At 69.7% G+C, this 14,923-nt stretch carries 13 protein-coding genes; 1 reads left to right on the top strand and 12 read right to left on the bottom strand.

The annotated features are described in order from the left end of the window. Positions 1-185 (top strand): hypothetical protein (locus ACX938_RS01555; RefSeq protein WP_459429707.1); only part of this gene is annotated, 185 nt, incomplete at its 5' end. Between the two features lie 278 nt (positions 186-463). Here ACX938_RS01555 and ACX938_RS01560 read toward each other — a convergent pair. The 12 genes from ACX938_RS01560 to ACX938_RS01615 all read right to left on the bottom strand — a co-directional run bounded on the left by ACX938_RS01560 (position 464) and on the right by ACX938_RS01615 (position 14,207). Then, positions 464-1,987, bottom strand: a complete 1,524-nt coding sequence (locus ACX938_RS01560; RefSeq protein WP_459429708.1) for a class I adenylate-forming enzyme family protein — start codon at positions 1,985-1,987, stop codon at positions 464-466. 25 nt (positions 1,988-2,012) lie between these two features. Further along, the gene (locus ACX938_RS01565; RefSeq protein ID WP_459429709.1) at positions 2,013-3,038 is read right to left on the bottom strand and encodes an NAD(P)H-dependent flavin oxidoreductase; all 1,026 of its coding nucleotides are present in this window, start codon (positions 3,036-3,038) and stop codon (positions 2,013-2,015) included. A gap of 460 nt (positions 3,039-3,498) precedes the next feature. Further along, positions 3,499-4,287, bottom strand: coding sequence for an oxepin-CoA hydrolase, alternative type (locus ACX938_RS01570; RefSeq protein ID WP_459429710.1), 789 nt, complete (start codon positions 4,285-4,287; stop codon positions 3,499-3,501). Next, the gene (locus ACX938_RS01575) at positions 4,284-4,709 is read right to left on the bottom strand and encodes a PaaI family thioesterase (protein ID WP_459429711.1); all 426 of its coding nucleotides are present in this window, start codon (positions 4,707-4,709) and stop codon (positions 4,284-4,286) included. The genes ACX938_RS01570 and ACX938_RS01575 overlap by 4 nt, the downstream gene beginning before the upstream one ends. Continuing rightward, the gene (locus ACX938_RS01580) at positions 4,706-5,836 is read right to left on the bottom strand and encodes an acyl-CoA dehydrogenase family protein (RefSeq protein ID WP_459429712.1); all 1,131 of its coding nucleotides are present in this window, start codon (positions 5,834-5,836) and stop codon (positions 4,706-4,708) included. The genes ACX938_RS01575 and ACX938_RS01580 overlap by 4 nt, the downstream gene beginning before the upstream one ends. 1 nt (position 5,837) lies before the next feature. Then, positions 5,838-7,034: an acyl-CoA dehydrogenase family protein gene (locus tag ACX938_RS01585; protein WP_232752055.1), complete on the bottom strand. Its 1,197-nt coding sequence runs from the start codon at positions 7,032-7,034 to the stop codon at positions 5,838-5,840. 16 nt (positions 7,035-7,050) lie between these two features. Next, positions 7,051-8,226, bottom strand: coding sequence for an acetyl-CoA C-acyltransferase (locus tag ACX938_RS01590; protein ID WP_232752056.1), 1,176 nt, complete (start codon positions 8,224-8,226; stop codon positions 7,051-7,053). 13 nt (positions 8,227-8,239) lie between these two features. After that, positions 8,240-10,336: a 3-hydroxyacyl-CoA dehydrogenase NAD-binding domain-containing protein gene (locus ACX938_RS01595; RefSeq protein WP_459429713.1), complete on the bottom strand. Its 2,097-nt coding sequence runs from the start codon at positions 10,334-10,336 to the stop codon at positions 8,240-8,242. A gap of 26 nt (positions 10,337-10,362) precedes the next feature. Beyond that, positions 10,363-11,205 (bottom strand): IclR family transcriptional regulator, encoded by an 843-nt coding sequence (locus ACX938_RS01600; protein ID WP_459429714.1) that lies wholly within the window; start codon positions 11,203-11,205, stop codon positions 10,363-10,365. A gap of 8 nt (positions 11,206-11,213) precedes the next feature. After that, positions 11,214-12,551 carry a TRAP transporter large permease gene (locus ACX938_RS01605; protein ID WP_232752059.1) on the bottom strand — a complete coding sequence of 446 codons (1,338 nt, stop codon included), beginning with the start codon at positions 12,549-12,551 and terminating at the stop codon, positions 11,214-11,216. A 4-nt stretch (positions 12,552-12,555) separates the two neighbouring features. Next, on the bottom strand, positions 12,556-13,065 hold the full coding sequence (locus ACX938_RS01610) for a TRAP transporter small permease (protein WP_232752060.1): 510 nt from the start codon (positions 13,063-13,065) through the stop codon (positions 12,556-12,558). A 92-nt stretch (positions 13,066-13,157) separates the two neighbouring features. Next, the gene (locus tag ACX938_RS01615) at positions 13,158-14,207 is read right to left on the bottom strand and encodes a C4-dicarboxylate TRAP transporter substrate-binding protein (protein WP_232752061.1); all 1,050 of its coding nucleotides are present in this window, start codon (positions 14,205-14,207) and stop codon (positions 13,158-13,160) included. Between the last annotated feature and the right edge of the window lie 716 nt (positions 14,208-14,923).

Genomic DNA, 14,923 nt, shown 5'->3' on the forward strand with positions numbered 1-14,923 from the left:
CGGCGGTCTTCACGCCCGCTTCCTGCTCCCGCAGGATCGCGATGATCTGCTCTTCGCTGAACTTCGATCTCTTCATCTTCCGGTCCTCTTATTGGGCCGGACTCTATCATCAGATGGAGGGAAAATCGGGGGTCACAGCACCTGTGACCCTCAATTCAGTAGCTACACAGGACGTATTGCAGTGACTCGGTTGGCGTGGGCGCAAAGAGCTTGGGAATGGCTTGGCGCTCCCGCCAGGGTCCGCGCCAAAAAATTTCTGGGAGCCGGTCAACGAGGACAGGGAAAACTGCGCGGCATTTTCCATCGGCTCGCAGAAAGTCTTCGCTGTCTGTTCAATGGCGACGGGGCTCGGCTGACCGAAGCGCTATCCTTGCGCGGAAGCGCAAAGGCCTCTGGTGTAGACTGCGCGTCGACCAGGAAGCGACGGGCAGCGCTTCACGCGCTGCCTCCAACCCCGATGCCTTTACCCAACCTCTTCCGCCTCAATTCGCTCGGCAAAAACCTCCAGCAGCCTGTGCTTCAGGATCTTCCCGGTCGCCGCGGCGGGCAGGGCCTCGACGATGAAGATCCGCGAAGGGCGCTTGTAGCCGGTCAGATGGGCGCGGGTGAACTCGGCGAGCTCTGTGCTGGTCACGGCATCCGGGCGGGTGATCTGGCAGAAGGCCAGGACCTCCTCGTCGCCGCGGATGGCGCGGCCGACGACCGCGCTTTGCACCACGGCGGGATGGTCGTTCAGGGCCGCCTCGACCTCGGGCGGGTAGACATTGAACCCACCGCGGATGATCAGCTCCTTCGACCGCCCGACGATGTGCAGCCGGCCCTCGGCGTCGATCCGCCCGAGATCACCGGTGCGCATGAACCCGTCCGGGGTGATCGCCTGCGCTGTCGCCTCGGGGTTCCGGTAGTAGCCCTTCATGATGTGCGGCCCGCGGGTCAGCACCTCGCCGACGCCGGCTTCGGCGCCAACCGTCTCGTCGAGCGCGACCTCGACACCCGGCAACGGCGGGCCCACGGAAATATCCGGGTCACCCAGGGCGTTGCGCGTGCCGCTGACTCCGGCGGTGGTCTCGGTCATGCCGTAGCCGTTCTGCAAGGGCAGGCCGTAAAAGGCCTCGGCCTTGCGCTTCCAGGCGGGATCGAGCGGCGCCGCGCCGGAGGAGACGTAGCGCAGCCGCGTGCTGCCCAGCGTCTCGTGCCCGTGTTCGGCGGCATAGGCCATCAAGAGCGCGTGCATCTGCGGCACGGCGGGCACGACGGTCGCCCCCCGGGTCAGCGCGTCGTAAAGCGCCTCGGCCGAGAAGCGCGCGGCAAGCTCCACAGTGCAACCGGCGCGGGCCGAGGCCATGAGCATGGAGGCCATGCCGAAGACATGCGTCATCGGCAGCGCGCCATAGACGTGATCGCCCGGCGCCAGGTCGCGCAGATCGCGGCTGGCGGTGGCGGCGAAGACCAGGTTGCCATGGCTCAGCATCACGCCCTTGGGCGCGCCAGTGGTGCCGGTGGTATAAAGCATGATGGCAACCTGGTCGGCGCCGGCATCCTCGGGCTCGGGGGCGCCGCCGGGGCCGGCCGCGCGCTTCAGTTCGCCCCAGGTGACGGCACAGGCTTCGGCACTCGCCGCCTCGGCATGGGCGCGGGCCTCCTTCGAGACGCCGGTGGTGTAGAAGACCGCGCGCGGTTCGGCATGGGCGGTGACGCGGGCGATCTCGTGCCCCGAGAGTCGCGCGTTGACCGGCACGGCCCAGGCCGACAGGCGGCTCGCGGCCATGACCAGGGCGGCGACGGCAAAGCAGTTCTCGGCGACGATCAGAACCCGGTCGCCGGCGGTCACGCCGGCCTCGGCCATGAGACCGGCGGCCTCTTCGCTGGCGCGGGCGTAATCGGCCCAGCTGTAGCGCGTTCCGTCGGCGTCGATGATCGCGGCCTCCTCGGGCCGCGCTTCGACATGGGGGGTGAGCATCTGGTGGATGCGCGTGATGCGGCTCATGGTGGTCTCTCCTCCCTCCGGTGGGTCAGGCCGCGCCCGAAAGTGCGCCCGCGCGGAGCGCCTCGGGGCGCAGACGGCGCAGTGCCGTCAGGGCCTGAGTTTCCAGTTCCGCGACGATCTCGGCCAGGGGCGCGGCGCGATGGGTCAGCCCCAGCGCCTGGCCCGCCGACAGCATGCCTTTCGAAGTATCGCCGCTTTCATAGGCCGCGCGCCCGATCTTGCCCGAGACATGCGGCATCAGGGCCTCGATGCCGATATCCGGGGTCTCGCGTTCGAGCCGGGCCACGGTTTCGGTGGTCTCGTTCTTCAGGGTGCGAATGGTGTTGCGCACGCTCTGCATGGTCAGCGCCGTGTCGCGTTCATTGGCCGCCGCGAGCGCCGCCTTGTAGCCGTCATGGGCCGGAACCTCGTCGGCCACCAGGAAGCGGGTGCCGATCACCACCCCGGAGGCGCCGGCGGCCAGGGCCGCGACGATCTGCGTGCCGCTGCCGATGCCGCCCCCGATCAGGAAGGGGATCTCCAGCCGTTCCTCGGCCAGGGCGAGGTTCACCATGGAGCCCACGAGATCCATGCCCGGGTGGCCGCCGCATTCGGCGCCGACGATTGAGACCATGTCCACGCCCACCGACTGGGCTTTCACCGCGTAACGCACGGAGGGCACCTTGTGGATCACCGTGACGCCGGCGTCCTTGAGGATCGGCAGGAATGGTTCGGGGTTGCGGCCCGAGGTTTCGACGACGCGGACGCCCTCGTCGACGATCAGGCGGAAGACCTCTTCGGTGCGCTCGCCGGGCACCAGCTTCGGCAGCATGGAGACATTGACGCCGAAGGCATGGGGGCCCGCCGCTTCCCGGCAGCGGCGGATCTCGGTGCGCAGGTCCGCGGGGTCGGGAAAGGAGGCGGCGGTCAGGAAGGGCAGCACCCCGGCGCGGGCGGCGGCGGCGGTATAGCCGGCCTCGGCGAGCCACATGAGGCCGCCGGCCACCACGGGCAGGCGCAGACCGAATGCCCGGGTGAGCGGGGTCTCGAGAGCGGGATCGGCTGGGGTCATGTGGGGGCTCCTGGGGCAGCGGTGGGGATTGGAGAGTTGAGGCGATGAGAGATTGGGTCGGGGGCGGAGCTTCGGTCGGGTTGGGGCTGGCCCGAAAGGCGGTGCAACCGGCTTATGTCCCAGCTCTTCGTTGGGTGCGTGACCTTGCGGCGCGACTCCGACGCTTTGGCGGTCCTCGCGGCCTCGAAGCGCGGCTCCGACGTTTCGGCGCGCCTCGCGGCCCTCAAGCGCAGCTGCGACGCCTCGGCAATCTTCGCGGCCCCGAAGCACGGCTTCAAAGCTGCGGAGACCCTCGCGGCCCCGGATCGCAGCTCCGAAGCTTCGGCGACCCTCGCAGCCCCGAAGCGCGGCTCCGAAACTGCCGCGATCCTCGCGGCCTCGAAGCACACCTCACCGCCCAAAGCCCCCATCGCGCCAGCCACACAGGCCCGCGCGCCGCTCCGTCCTGCCGCAACGCAGCTCACCTCTGCCCTCGGCCCGCGAAGTCCGGGCGGCGCTTTTCGAGGAAGGCGCCGATGCCCTCGCCCGCCTCGTCTCCGGCGATGCTGCGGGCCATGGCGTCGCGTTCGGCGTCGAGCTGGCCGGCAAAAGGCGTTGTGGCGGCGGTGTGGACCAGCTCCTTGATCGTGCCTTGCGCACCGCGGGGGCCGCGGGCCAGGCGGTCGGCGATGCCCATGGCGCCGTCGAGGGTCGCGCCCGGGGCCGAAAGCGCGTTCACCGCGCCGAGTTCGGCCAGCCGTTCGGCCGAGAGCGCGTCGCCCAGGATCAGCATCTCGGAGACCAGTGCCCGGGGCAGCGCCGCGGCGAGCGAGGCGGTGAGCCCGCCGTCGGGCGTCAGGCCCGCGCGCACATATGCGCCCGAGACCCGCGCGCCTTCGGAGGCGACGAGGAAATCGCAGGCGAAGGCCAGCGAGGCCCCTGCCCCGGCGGCCCCGCCTTCGATCGCGGCGATCCAGGGCACGGCGCTGCCGCGGATGGCGCGCACCAGGTCGTGCAGCGCCTCGATCCGCTCGCGGCGGCCCGCCTCGGGCAGCTCGCGCCGGGTGGCGAGCAGGGTCAGATCCCCGCCCGAGCAGAAGAACCCGCCCGCGCCCCAAAGCGTGACCGAGGTGATGCGCGGCTCGAGCGCCAGGCGCGCGGCATCCTCGATGGCGCGATAGAGGTCCTCGGAGAGCGCGTTCCGCCGGGTCGGGTTGTCGTTGACCACGACGATCCGGTCGCCGCGGTCCTCGATATGGGCCAGGCTCATGCGTCGCCTCCCTGGGCCAGCTTCTCGGGCGGCACCCGCTTGAAGACGCCGGTCGCCGTGGCGATCAGCCGCCCGTCGGCGGCGGTCAGATCGGCGGCGATGAACAGGAGCGACTTGCCCCCGCCGGTCACCCGCGCGGTGGCGGTCAGCGCGTCGCCCTGTTCGGCGGCGGCCAGGAAGTTGGTCGTCAGCGAGATCGTCAGGAAGGGCGCGCGGCCCTGGGGATCGACGGTCAGGCTGGCCGTCGCCCCCATGGCATTGTCGAGCAGCACCGCCGCAATGCCGCCGTGCAGCACACCGTGCCGGTTGGCATGGGCCTCACCGACCTCGAGGTGGCAGCGCGCGCAGCCGTCACCCTGCCCGACGTCGAGCACGTAGCCCAGACTGCGCTGCGCGCCGGTTTCGCCCTCGATCACGCTCATGCCGCGCTGAGCCGGATGAAGCGCTCGAGGTGGAAGTCGCTGTCGCCGAAGCGGTGGTCGACCATGGTCAGGCGCTTGGCGAAATGCCCCAGCGCGTATTCCTCGGTCATGCCGATGCCGCCGTGCAGTTGGATCGACTCCTCGACCACCAGCCGGCCGGCGCGGCCGATCAGGTTCTTCGTCGCGCTGACGTGGCGCTCGCGGGTGACCCGGTCGGCCTCGAGATGGCCGGCGAGGTTGATCACCGCGGAACGCGCCTGTTCGATCTCGATCAACACGTCGGCCATGCGGTGCTGCAGTGCCTGGAACTTGCCGATCGGCTTGCCGAACTGCTTGCGGCCCTGGAGGTAGTCGACGGTCAGCCCGCGGATCGTCTCCATCAGGCCGAGCGCCTCGGCCGAGAGCGCGCAGGTGGCCCGGGCATGCACGGTCTCGAGCGCCTCATGCGCCGCGCCCTCGGGGCCGATCAGCGCCGAGGCGGCAAGCGTCACATCCTCGAGCACCAGCTCGCCCGCGCGGCCGCCGCCGTTCAGCGGATAGTCGCGGAGCGACAGCCCCTCGGTGCCCGCGGGCACCAGGAAGACCGAGATGCCTTCCGCGTCGGCGGCCTCGCCCGCGGTCCGCGCGGTGACCACGAAGGCCTCGGCGGCGCTGGCGAAACCGACCACGGTCTTGCGGCCCGAGAGGCGCCAGCCCTCGCCCGAAGCCTCGGCCGTGGCGGCCACGTGGCTCAGGTCGTAGCGCGCGCCCGGCTCGGCATGGGCGAAGCCCAGGACGCTGCCGCCGATCGCGTTCTCGATGCGCTCGGCCTGGCCCTCGGGGTCGAGCTCGGCCAGGAGCCCCGCGGCCAGCACGCCGCTTTCGATCAGCGGGGTGACCGCGCCGGCGCGGCCGATCTCCTCGAAGACGGTGGTCAGGTCGAAGCCGGCGCCGCCGAAGCCGCCCGCATCCTCGGGCAGCAGCGCGCCCATGACGCCCATCTCGGCGATGCCCTCCCAGAGGGTCGCGTCGAAGCCGGTCTCGCCCTCGGTGGCCTTGGCGGCGGCCTCGAAAGAGGCCGTGTCGGCCAGGTAGCGGCGCAGGCTGTCGGACAGCATCCGCCGTTCGTCGGTCAGCTCGAAGTTCATCTTACAGCTCCAGGATGGCTTTCGAGATGATCTGGCGCTGCACCTCGTTGGAGCCGCCATAGATCGAAAGCTTGCGGTTGTTGAAATAGCTCTGCGTCGCGGGCATCGCGTAGTCCGGGCCCACCGGCTCGACGTTGCTGCCCTCTTCCAGGGCCTCCGAGACGAAGGGCATGGCATAGGGGCCGACCGCCTGCCGGGTGAGCGCGTTGATCTCCTGGCGGATGACCGTGCCCTTGATCTTCAGCATCGAGCTTTCCGCCCCGGGCGCCTGGCCCGCGGCCGCCGCCGCGACCGTGCGCAGGTTGGTCGTGGCCATGGCCATGAGGTCGATCTCGACCTGGGCGATCTTGGCGGCGAAGAGCGCGTTCTGCGACAGCGGCAGCCCGCCCGACATCTCGCGGCCGGCGATGCGCTTCAGCTCCTCGAGCGCGGCGGTGGCGAAGCCCACGCCCGCGATATTGGTGCGCTCGTGGGTCAGGAGATACTTGGCGTAGGTCCAGCCCTTGTTCTCTTCGCCGACGAGGTTCTCGGCCGGCACGCGGACGTTGTCGAACCAGACCTCGTTGACCTCGGCCTCGCCGTCGATCAGCACGATGGGCCGGACCTCGACGCCCGGGGTCTCCATGTCGATCAGCAGGAAGGAGATGCCCTCCTGCGGCTTGCCCTCCTTGGAGGTGCGCACCAGGCAGAAGATCTTGTCGGCATGCTGGCCAAGCGTGGTCCAGGTCTTCTGGCCGTTGACGATGTAGTGGTCGCCGTCCCGCTCCGCGGTGGTCTTGATCGAGGCCAGGTCGGAACCCGCGCCGGGCTCGGAATAGCCCTGGCACCACCAGTCGGTGCCGTCGAGGATGCGCGGCAGGTAATGCGCCTTCTGCGCCTCCGAGCCGAACTTCATCAGGACCGGGCCCAGCATGTTGATGCCGAAGGGCACGATGCGGGGGGCGCGGGCGGCGGTGGTCTCCATCTCGAAGATGTGCCGCTCGACCGCGTCCCAGCCGGTGCCGCCGTGCTCCTTGGGCCAGGTCACGCCCAGCCAGCCCTTGTCGTTGAGGATGGCGTGCCATTCCTCGTAGTCGGCCTTGGTCAGCCGCTTGCCGCCCGCGACCTTGTCGCTGAGCCGCTTCGGCAGCTTCTCGGCCAGAAAGCTTCTCACCTCGTCGCGGAAGGCCTTCTGCTCGTCGGTATAGGCGAGATCCATGGTTCTCTCCTTTTGCTCAGAAAATCTCGAAGAGGCCCGCGGCGCCCTGGCCGCCGCCGACGCACATGGTCACCACGCCGAGCTTGGCGCCCCGGCGCTGACCCTCGAACATCAGGTGGCCGGTCATCCGCGCGCCGGTCATGCCGAAGGGGTGGCCCACGGCGATGGAACCGCCGTCGACGTTCATGATCTCGTTGTCGATGCCCAGCCGGTCGCGGCAATACAGCGCCTGGCTCGCGAAGGCCTCGTTCAGCTCCCAAAGGTCGATGTCGCCGACCTTCAGCCCCTCGCGCTCGAGCAGGCGCGGCACGGCGAAGACCGGGCCGATGCCCATCTCGTCGGGTTCGCAGCCGGCCACGGCGAAGCCGCGGAAGCGGCCGAGCGGCTCGAGCCCGGCCTTCTCGGCCTCCTTGGCGTCCATCATCACCAGCGCCGCGGCGCCGTCGGAGAGCTGCGAGGCATTGCCGGCGGTGATGAACTTGTCCTCGCCCTTGACCGGCTTCAGGCCCTGCAGCGCCTCGAGCGTGGTCGAGGGGCGGTTGCACTCGTCCTGCGAGATGGTGACCTCCTGGTGGGTGACTTCGCCGGTCTCCTTGTCCTTGACCGCCTTGGTCACGGTCATCGGCACGATCTCGCGGTCGAAGCGGCCCGCCTCCTGGCCTGCTGCGGTGCGCATCTGCGACTGGTAGCCCAGCTCGTCCTGCGCGGCGCGGCTGACGTCGTAGCGCTGGGCCACGATGTCGGCGGTGTCGATCATCGGCAGATAGAGGTCGGGCTTGTGCGACAGAACCCAGTCGTTCGGCGCCTCGTCCGGCGGCGGCTGCACGCCCGAGATCGACTCGATGCCGCCGACCAGGACCGCCTTGGCGCCTTCATGCGCGATCATGTGGCCGCCCATGGCGATGGCCTGCAGGCCCGAGGCGCAGAAGCGGTTCACCGTGGTGCCCGCGATGGAGACCGGCAGCCCGGCGCGGATCACCGCCTGGCGGGCGATGTTGCGGCCGGTGACGCCCTGCGGGTAGCCGCAGCCCCAGATCGAATCCTCGATCAGTGCGGGGTCGAGCCCCGCGCGGGCCACCGCCTCCTTGGCGACATGGCCGGCCATGTCGGCGCCATGGGTGATGTTGAAGGTGCCGCGCCCGGCCTTGCCGATGGCGGTGCGGGCGACGGATACGATGACGGGATCGTTCATGGCTCTCTCCTTCTCAGCCCTTGTCGTTCAGGCTGGCAAATGTGGCACTCTCGGCGACCAGACGCTCGAGGAGCGGCGCCGGGCGCCAGAAGAAATCATCCTCGGTCGCATAGCTCTTGATGTCTTCCAGAAGGCCCGCGAGGCCCGCCTCGTCGGCCCAGTGCATCGGCCCGCCGCGCCAGCGGGGGAAGCCGTAGCCGTAGAGGAAGGTCACATCGACATCGAGCGGACGGCGGGCGATGCCCTCCTCGAGGACGCGGGCGGCCTCGTTGACCAGCGCGGCCATGTAGCGGCGCTGGATCTCCTCCTCGGTGAAGTCGCGCGGGGTGACGCCGGCGTCGTCGCGGGCCTTGGCGACCAGCGCCTCGACCTCGGGGTCCTCGCTGCCGCCGCGCTTGCCCTCTTCGTAGATGTAGTAGCCGCGCCCGGTCTTCTGGCCGAGCCGTCCCAGGTGATAAAGCTCATCCGCCCAGGTCGGCACCACGTCGCGCGGGTCGCGGGTCGCGGCCTTGCGCTGGCGGGTGGCATAGCCGATGTCGAGCCCGGCCAGGTCGCCCATCTCGTAGGGGCCCATGGGCCAGCCGAAGGCCTTGACCGCGCGGTCGACCGCATAGGGCGAGGCCCCGGCCAGCACCATCCGGTCCGCCGCGGCGCGATAGGCCGAGAGGATGCGGTTGCCGATGAAGCCGTCGCAGACGCCCGCGCGCACCGCCACCTTGCCGAGCTTCTTGGCCAGCGCGAAGGCGGTCGCGGTCACGTCGTTGGCGGTCTTGTCGGCGACCACCACTTCGAGAAGCTTCATCACATGCGCGGGCGAGAAGAAGTGCAGCCCGATCACGTCCTCGCGCCGCGAGGTCGCCTCGGCGATCTCGTTGACGTCGAGATAGGAGGTGTTCGTGGCCAGGATCGCGCCGGGCTTCATGATCTTGTCGAGCGTGGTGAAGACCTCGCGCTTGACGCCCATGTCCTCGAAGACCGCCTCGATGGCGAGGTCGGCCCCGGAGAGCGCCGCGTAATCGGTCGCAGTGCGGAAGCTGTCCGAGAGGATCGCGTCGCGGCCCGCCTCGGAGAGCTTGCCGCGCTTCACCGCGCAGTCGAGGTTCTTGGTGATGGTCGCGGTGGCGCGCTCGGCGGCGGCGTCGTCGCGTTCGATCAGCGTCACGTCGAGCCCGCGCACCAGGGCGGCGGTGGCGATGCCCGCCCCCATGGTGCCGCCGCCGATCACGCCGAGCTTGCCGAAGTCGCGCGGGGCGACGCCCTCGATCTCGGGCAGCTTGGCGACCTTGCGCTCGATGAAGAAGGCGTGGATGAGGCCCGCGCGCTGCGAGGTCTCCATCATCTCGCGGAAGATGCGGCGTTCCTCGTCGAGGCCCGGCGCGATCTCGAGGCGCGTCGAGGCCTCCACCGCGTCGATGGCCGCCAGCCGGGCCACCTCGCCGCGGGCCTTCTTTTTCCAAAGCGCGCGCGCCTCGTCCAGGGCCGCGGCATCCTCTGCCGGGCACGGCAGCGCGCCCACGCGGCGCGGGCCCGCGCCCTCGGCGATGAGCGCCCGGGCGTAGTCGAGCCCGGCGGCGCGCGGATCGCCCTCGGCCAGCTTGTCGGCCAGGCCCGCCTCGACAGCCTCCTCGGCCCCGAGGCTGCCGCCCGCGGGGATCATCGCGACCGCCGCCTTCACGCCGATGAGGCGCGGGGTGCGCTGGGTGCCGCCGGCGCCCGGGATGATGCCGAGGTTCACCTCGGGCAGGCCCAGCTTGGCGCCCTTCATGGCGACCCGGTAGTGACAGCCAAGCGCCACCTCGAGCCCGCCGCCAAGCGCCGCGCCCTGGATCGCCGCGACCACCGGCTTCTCGCAGGCCTCGATGTGGTTCACCACCTCCGGCAGCCAGGGGTCCTTCGGCGGCTTGCCGAACTCCGAGATGTCGGCGCCGCCGATGAACAGCTTGCCCTCGCCCAGGATCAGCGCGGCCTCGGCCTCGGCGTCGCCCGAGAAACGGTCGATCGCCTCCCAGAGACCCTGGCGCACCGCGTGCCCCAGCGCGTTGACCGGCGGGTTGGCGATGGTGATGACGGCGACCGCGCCGTCGCGTTCGTAACTAACCGGATGCGTCACGTCTGGCTTTCCTTTCCTCTCGGAGCTCAGTCCCGAACCGTCAGGCTCGAGCCCTGCCCCATGATGCGTTCCAATTCCTGCACCGCTTCGGCCAGTTTCGGGCCGAGGGTGCCGCGCATGCGTTCCACGCTCAGATCCTCCGGCAGCGCCCCGCAGGTGAAGATCACCGGCTCCGACAGGTCGCGGGACTGGAAGGGCCGCGCCACGGCGTGGATCGAAGGCGCGAAATATTCCTCGGGCTCGGTCAAGACGTAGCCCTTGGCGACCAGCTGGCCCCAGGCGGCGCGGCGGATCTGCTCGCCGCGCTCCAGCGTCAGCCCCCGGTCGCCCGCCGCCGCGGCGACGGTTTCCTCGAAGAGCCCCTCGTCCATGGTGGCCAGCATGGCATGGCCCGAAGAGGAGCCGTGAAACGGGATCCGGTGCCCGACCTCGAGCCAGAGCGACGAGACCCCCTGCGGCCGCCAGGTCCGCACGATCAAAAGCTTGCGCCCGTCGCGCACCAGCATCAGCGCCAGCGTCCCGGTCTCGTCGGCCAGCCGCTGCATGATCGGCCCGGCCAGGTCCACGAAGGAGATCGAGGCCGAGGCGACATTGCCGAGCGCCAGGAGCGCCGGCCCCGGGCGGTAGCGGTCGTGGCGCCGGGCGTGGGTCAGGTAGCCCAGGCTCTGCAGCGTGAAGGTCAGCCGCGAGACGGTGGACTTCGGCAGGCCCGTGCGCTCGGCGATCTCGCCGTTGCCGAGCCCGTCGTCGCTGGCCCGGAAGGCCCGGAGCACCGCCAGCCCGCGCGCCAGCGTCTCGGCGAAGCGCCGGTCGCGCTGCGGCGGCTCTGGCGTCCGGGTCTCGGGGCTCTGGGTCTCGGGTCGCGCCATGCCGGGCCTCACATCGACGTCGGGATCAGGAGCGACAGGATCGGGAAGGCCATCAGCAGGGCCAGGACGATCACGTCGACCGACAGGAACCGCAGGATGCCCGAAAAGATCTTGTCGATCGGCACCTCGCGCCCGACCATGCCGGAGATCACGAAGACATTGAGGCCCACCGGTGGTGTGATCAAGCCGATCTCGAGCAGCTTGATGACCACGACGCCGAACCAGATCAGGTCCCAGCCGTAGCTTTCGACCAGCGGCACCATGAGCGGCAGGGTCAGCACCATGATTCCGATGGGATCGAGGAACATGCCCAGGAGCAGGTAGATCGCCGCGATCGAGACCAGCAGGACCACCACCGACAGCTCCGCTTCGGTGACCGCCGAGACCACGTCGCCGGCAACCCCGGTCAGCGCGATGAAGGCCACGAAGATCTTCGCGCCGGCGGCGATGAAGAAGATCGAGGTGGTCTGGATCACCGTCTCGTGCAGCGCCTCCCAGAGCGCGCGGAAGGTCAGCTTGCGCTGCGCGAAGCCGATCAGCACCGCGGCACTGACGCAGACCGCCGCGGCCTCGGTGGCGGTGAAGAACCCGCCGTAGATGCCGCCCACGATGATCACGAAAAGCGCCACCGCGGGCCAGGCGTCGCGCGCGGCCTGGAGCCGCTCGGCGGGCGTGATCGTGCCGGTGAAGGCCGGGGCCGCCGCGGGGTCGCGCGCCACCCAGACCCAGATCACCAGGATGAAGCCCGCCAGGGTCAGAAGGCCGGGGATGATGCCCGCCAGGAACAGCGCCGAGATCGAGGTCTCGGTGAAGATCCCGTAGATGATGAACAGCACCGAGGGCGGGATCAGCGAGCCGAGCGTGCCGCCCGCGGCCACCGAGGCCGTCGCCAGCCGCTTGTCGTAGCCCAGCCGCAGCATCTCGGGCGAGCAGATCCGCCCCATGGTCGAGGCGCAGGCGATCGAGGAGCCGGTGATCGCCGAGAAGCCGCCGCAGCCCACGACCGAGGCCATGGCCACGCCGCCGGGCACCTTGACCAGCCAGACGCGCGCGGCGTGGTAGATCTTGGTGGTGATCTCGGCGCGGTAGGCGATATGCCCCAGCGCCACGAAAAGCGGGATCATCGACAGATCGTAGGAATGGATCAGGTCGAAGGAGTTCGAAAAGACCAGGCTGGCCGTCGGCGTCAGCGCGCGCTCGGGCATGAATTCGCCGGTGCGCAGCGCGAAGACCAGGAAGGTGCCGATGCTGGCCACGCCGGCCAGCGCAAAGGCGATCGGCACGCGCAGCGCCAGAAGCCCGATGACCGAGGCGAAGGCGACAAGACCGATGAGCGTTCCGTCCATGGGTTCAGCCCTCCTGATGCGGGTCGGCGGAGAGGATCGTCTCGCCTCGGCGGATGGTGCGGATGTCGCCGGCGACCATCAGCGCCAGGCGGATCCAGCAGATCGAGACACCGGCGAGGAAGAGCACCCGCCCGGGCCATTTCGGCAGGTTCAGATCGCCGTAGAAATAGGCCCCCGAGGAGAGCGCCGAGGTGACCTCGCGCCAGCCCGCCCAGATCAAGGGCGCCAGCGCCAGGAGCCCGAAGAGCGAGCCGAAGATCACCAGGAGGTCGCGCATCCGCACCGGCAGGCGGTTGGCGAAGACCTCGACGACGATATGGGCGCGGTTGGCGGTGGTGGCGGCCAGCGGCAGGATGATCGCGGCGACCATCAGCTCGCGGACGATGACGATGGCGTCCGGCACGGCGGCGTTGAAGCCCGCCCGCAGGATCACCGTCACGGTGATCAGGATCCCCAGTCCCAGCACCGCCAGGACAGAGAGATCCACCAGCAGCCGTTCGATGCGGCGCAGCATGGGTGACCTCGCTCGGAAAGGAATGTCGGGTACAAGGTGGGGGGAGCCGCGCGCCGGTGGGCGGCGCGCGGCCCGGAGGAGGCGTCAGCCGATCAGCTGCCGCCGTTCTCCCAGGGGTAGCCCTCGGTGTCGCGCTCCTCGGCGTATTTCGCCAAGAGCTCCTTGTAGGTCGCGAGGATCTCCTCGCCGTCGAGGCCCATGCCGTTCACCTGCTCGACCCATTCGTCGACATAGGGCTTGCCGGCTTCCACCAGCTTGGCGCGGTCCTCGGCGGGCAGCTCGATGATCTCGACGCCCGCGTCCTTCATGGTCTGGATCGCCGCCTCGTTGTCGGCGGTGATCAGGCGGCCGAGCTCGTCCGACATCATCTTGCCGGCCTCGAGCAGGATCTCCTGCTGCTCGGCCTCGAGACGGTCGAAGGAATCCTTGTTCATGAAGATGCCCAGGGCGCCGGTCTGGCCCCAGTTCAGCATGGTGTAGCTGTCGATCACCTCCTGCTGCTTGAGCGCGGCGGTGGCGTAGGAATAGGTCTGCGAGCAGTCGATCAGCCCGGTGTCGAGACCCTGGTAGGCGTCATAGATCGACATCGGCACGAGGTTGGCGCCGAAATCGCCGAAGGTGTCGCCATAGGCGCCGACGCCGCGGACCTTGAGGCCCTCGATGTCCTCGACCGAGCGGATCGCGGTGCCCTGGCAGCCGATGTGCACCGCCGAGGTGGTGAAGGTGCCGAGGTAGACCAGGTTCTGCTCGGCCATGACCCGTTTCATGCCCTCGTTCGAGCGCATGATCTCGTCGGTGGCCTTCATGCCGACCCAGGCGTCCGCGTTCTCGAGCGGCATGTCAGCGATGCGGTAGGGGGCCATTTCCTTGGGGAAATAGACGGCGATGATGGTGCCCATGTCGGCCACGCCGTCGGCGATGCCCGAGAGCGCCGCGCCGGCCTTGAAGAGCGCCCCACCCCACTGGATGTCGAGCGACATCTCGCCGCCGGACAGTTCCTCGACCTGCTCGGCGAAGAAGTTCAGCGATTCGCCGCGCGCGCCGCGGTTCGGGCCCGCCTCGCCGACAAAGAAGCTCTGGGCGCTGGCGCCGGTTGCGGCCACCATAAGGGCCCCCGCGAGTGCGGATTTCAGTACAGTCATGGTCTCCTCCCATTTCCACTGTGCGGAATTGTGTTTCACTTTGTAGATATGAGATGGCGCTGGGTCAACCCTGATGCGCGGTGCGCTCTGGGCTTCGGCTGGGGACGGCGCGCAGGCGGTTGGATTCGCTGGGGAAGTCGTGGGGAGCGGGGTTTGGGGGTATTCCGCTGCGGGGCTGGTCAGGCGGGGATTGAGGGTGCCGGGCCGAATTGAGGGGGCCGGGCCGAGGGGCCGGTCGGGCGGGGATTGAGGGTGCCGGACCGAATTGAGGGAGCCGGGCTGCGGGCTTGGTCGGGCGGGGATTGGGCGGGATTTTGAGCGGAGCGTCCCCCGTGGCGCCCCCTCCCGACCCCCTCTCAACACGCCCCACCAGAGGGCGCGCACCGGACCGGGGGCCGGCGCCGCCTCACTCCGAGCTTTGCGCTTTGTCCACGCAAGGTCAGGGCTAGGGGATAGCTGAGCACGCCACTCACAAGAGCGCCGGCCCAAGGGGCCGGTCCGGCGCGCGCCCGGCACCTTCGGTGCTATTCGGGCGCAAGAGGCGCGGGGTTCGAGCGGGCGCGTTGTTTCCTGCGGCGTGTTGGTTGCGTGGTTGGACCGGGAGATCGAGACTTAACCTGCCGTTCTCCCCTGCCCCGAAAATCCAATCTCCTCGCCGCCACGGCAGGACCAAGACCGCGACGCCCCAAAGCGCCGCCTGCCCTCACGTCGTGATC

Source organism: Roseivivax sp., from assembly GCF_054552075.1.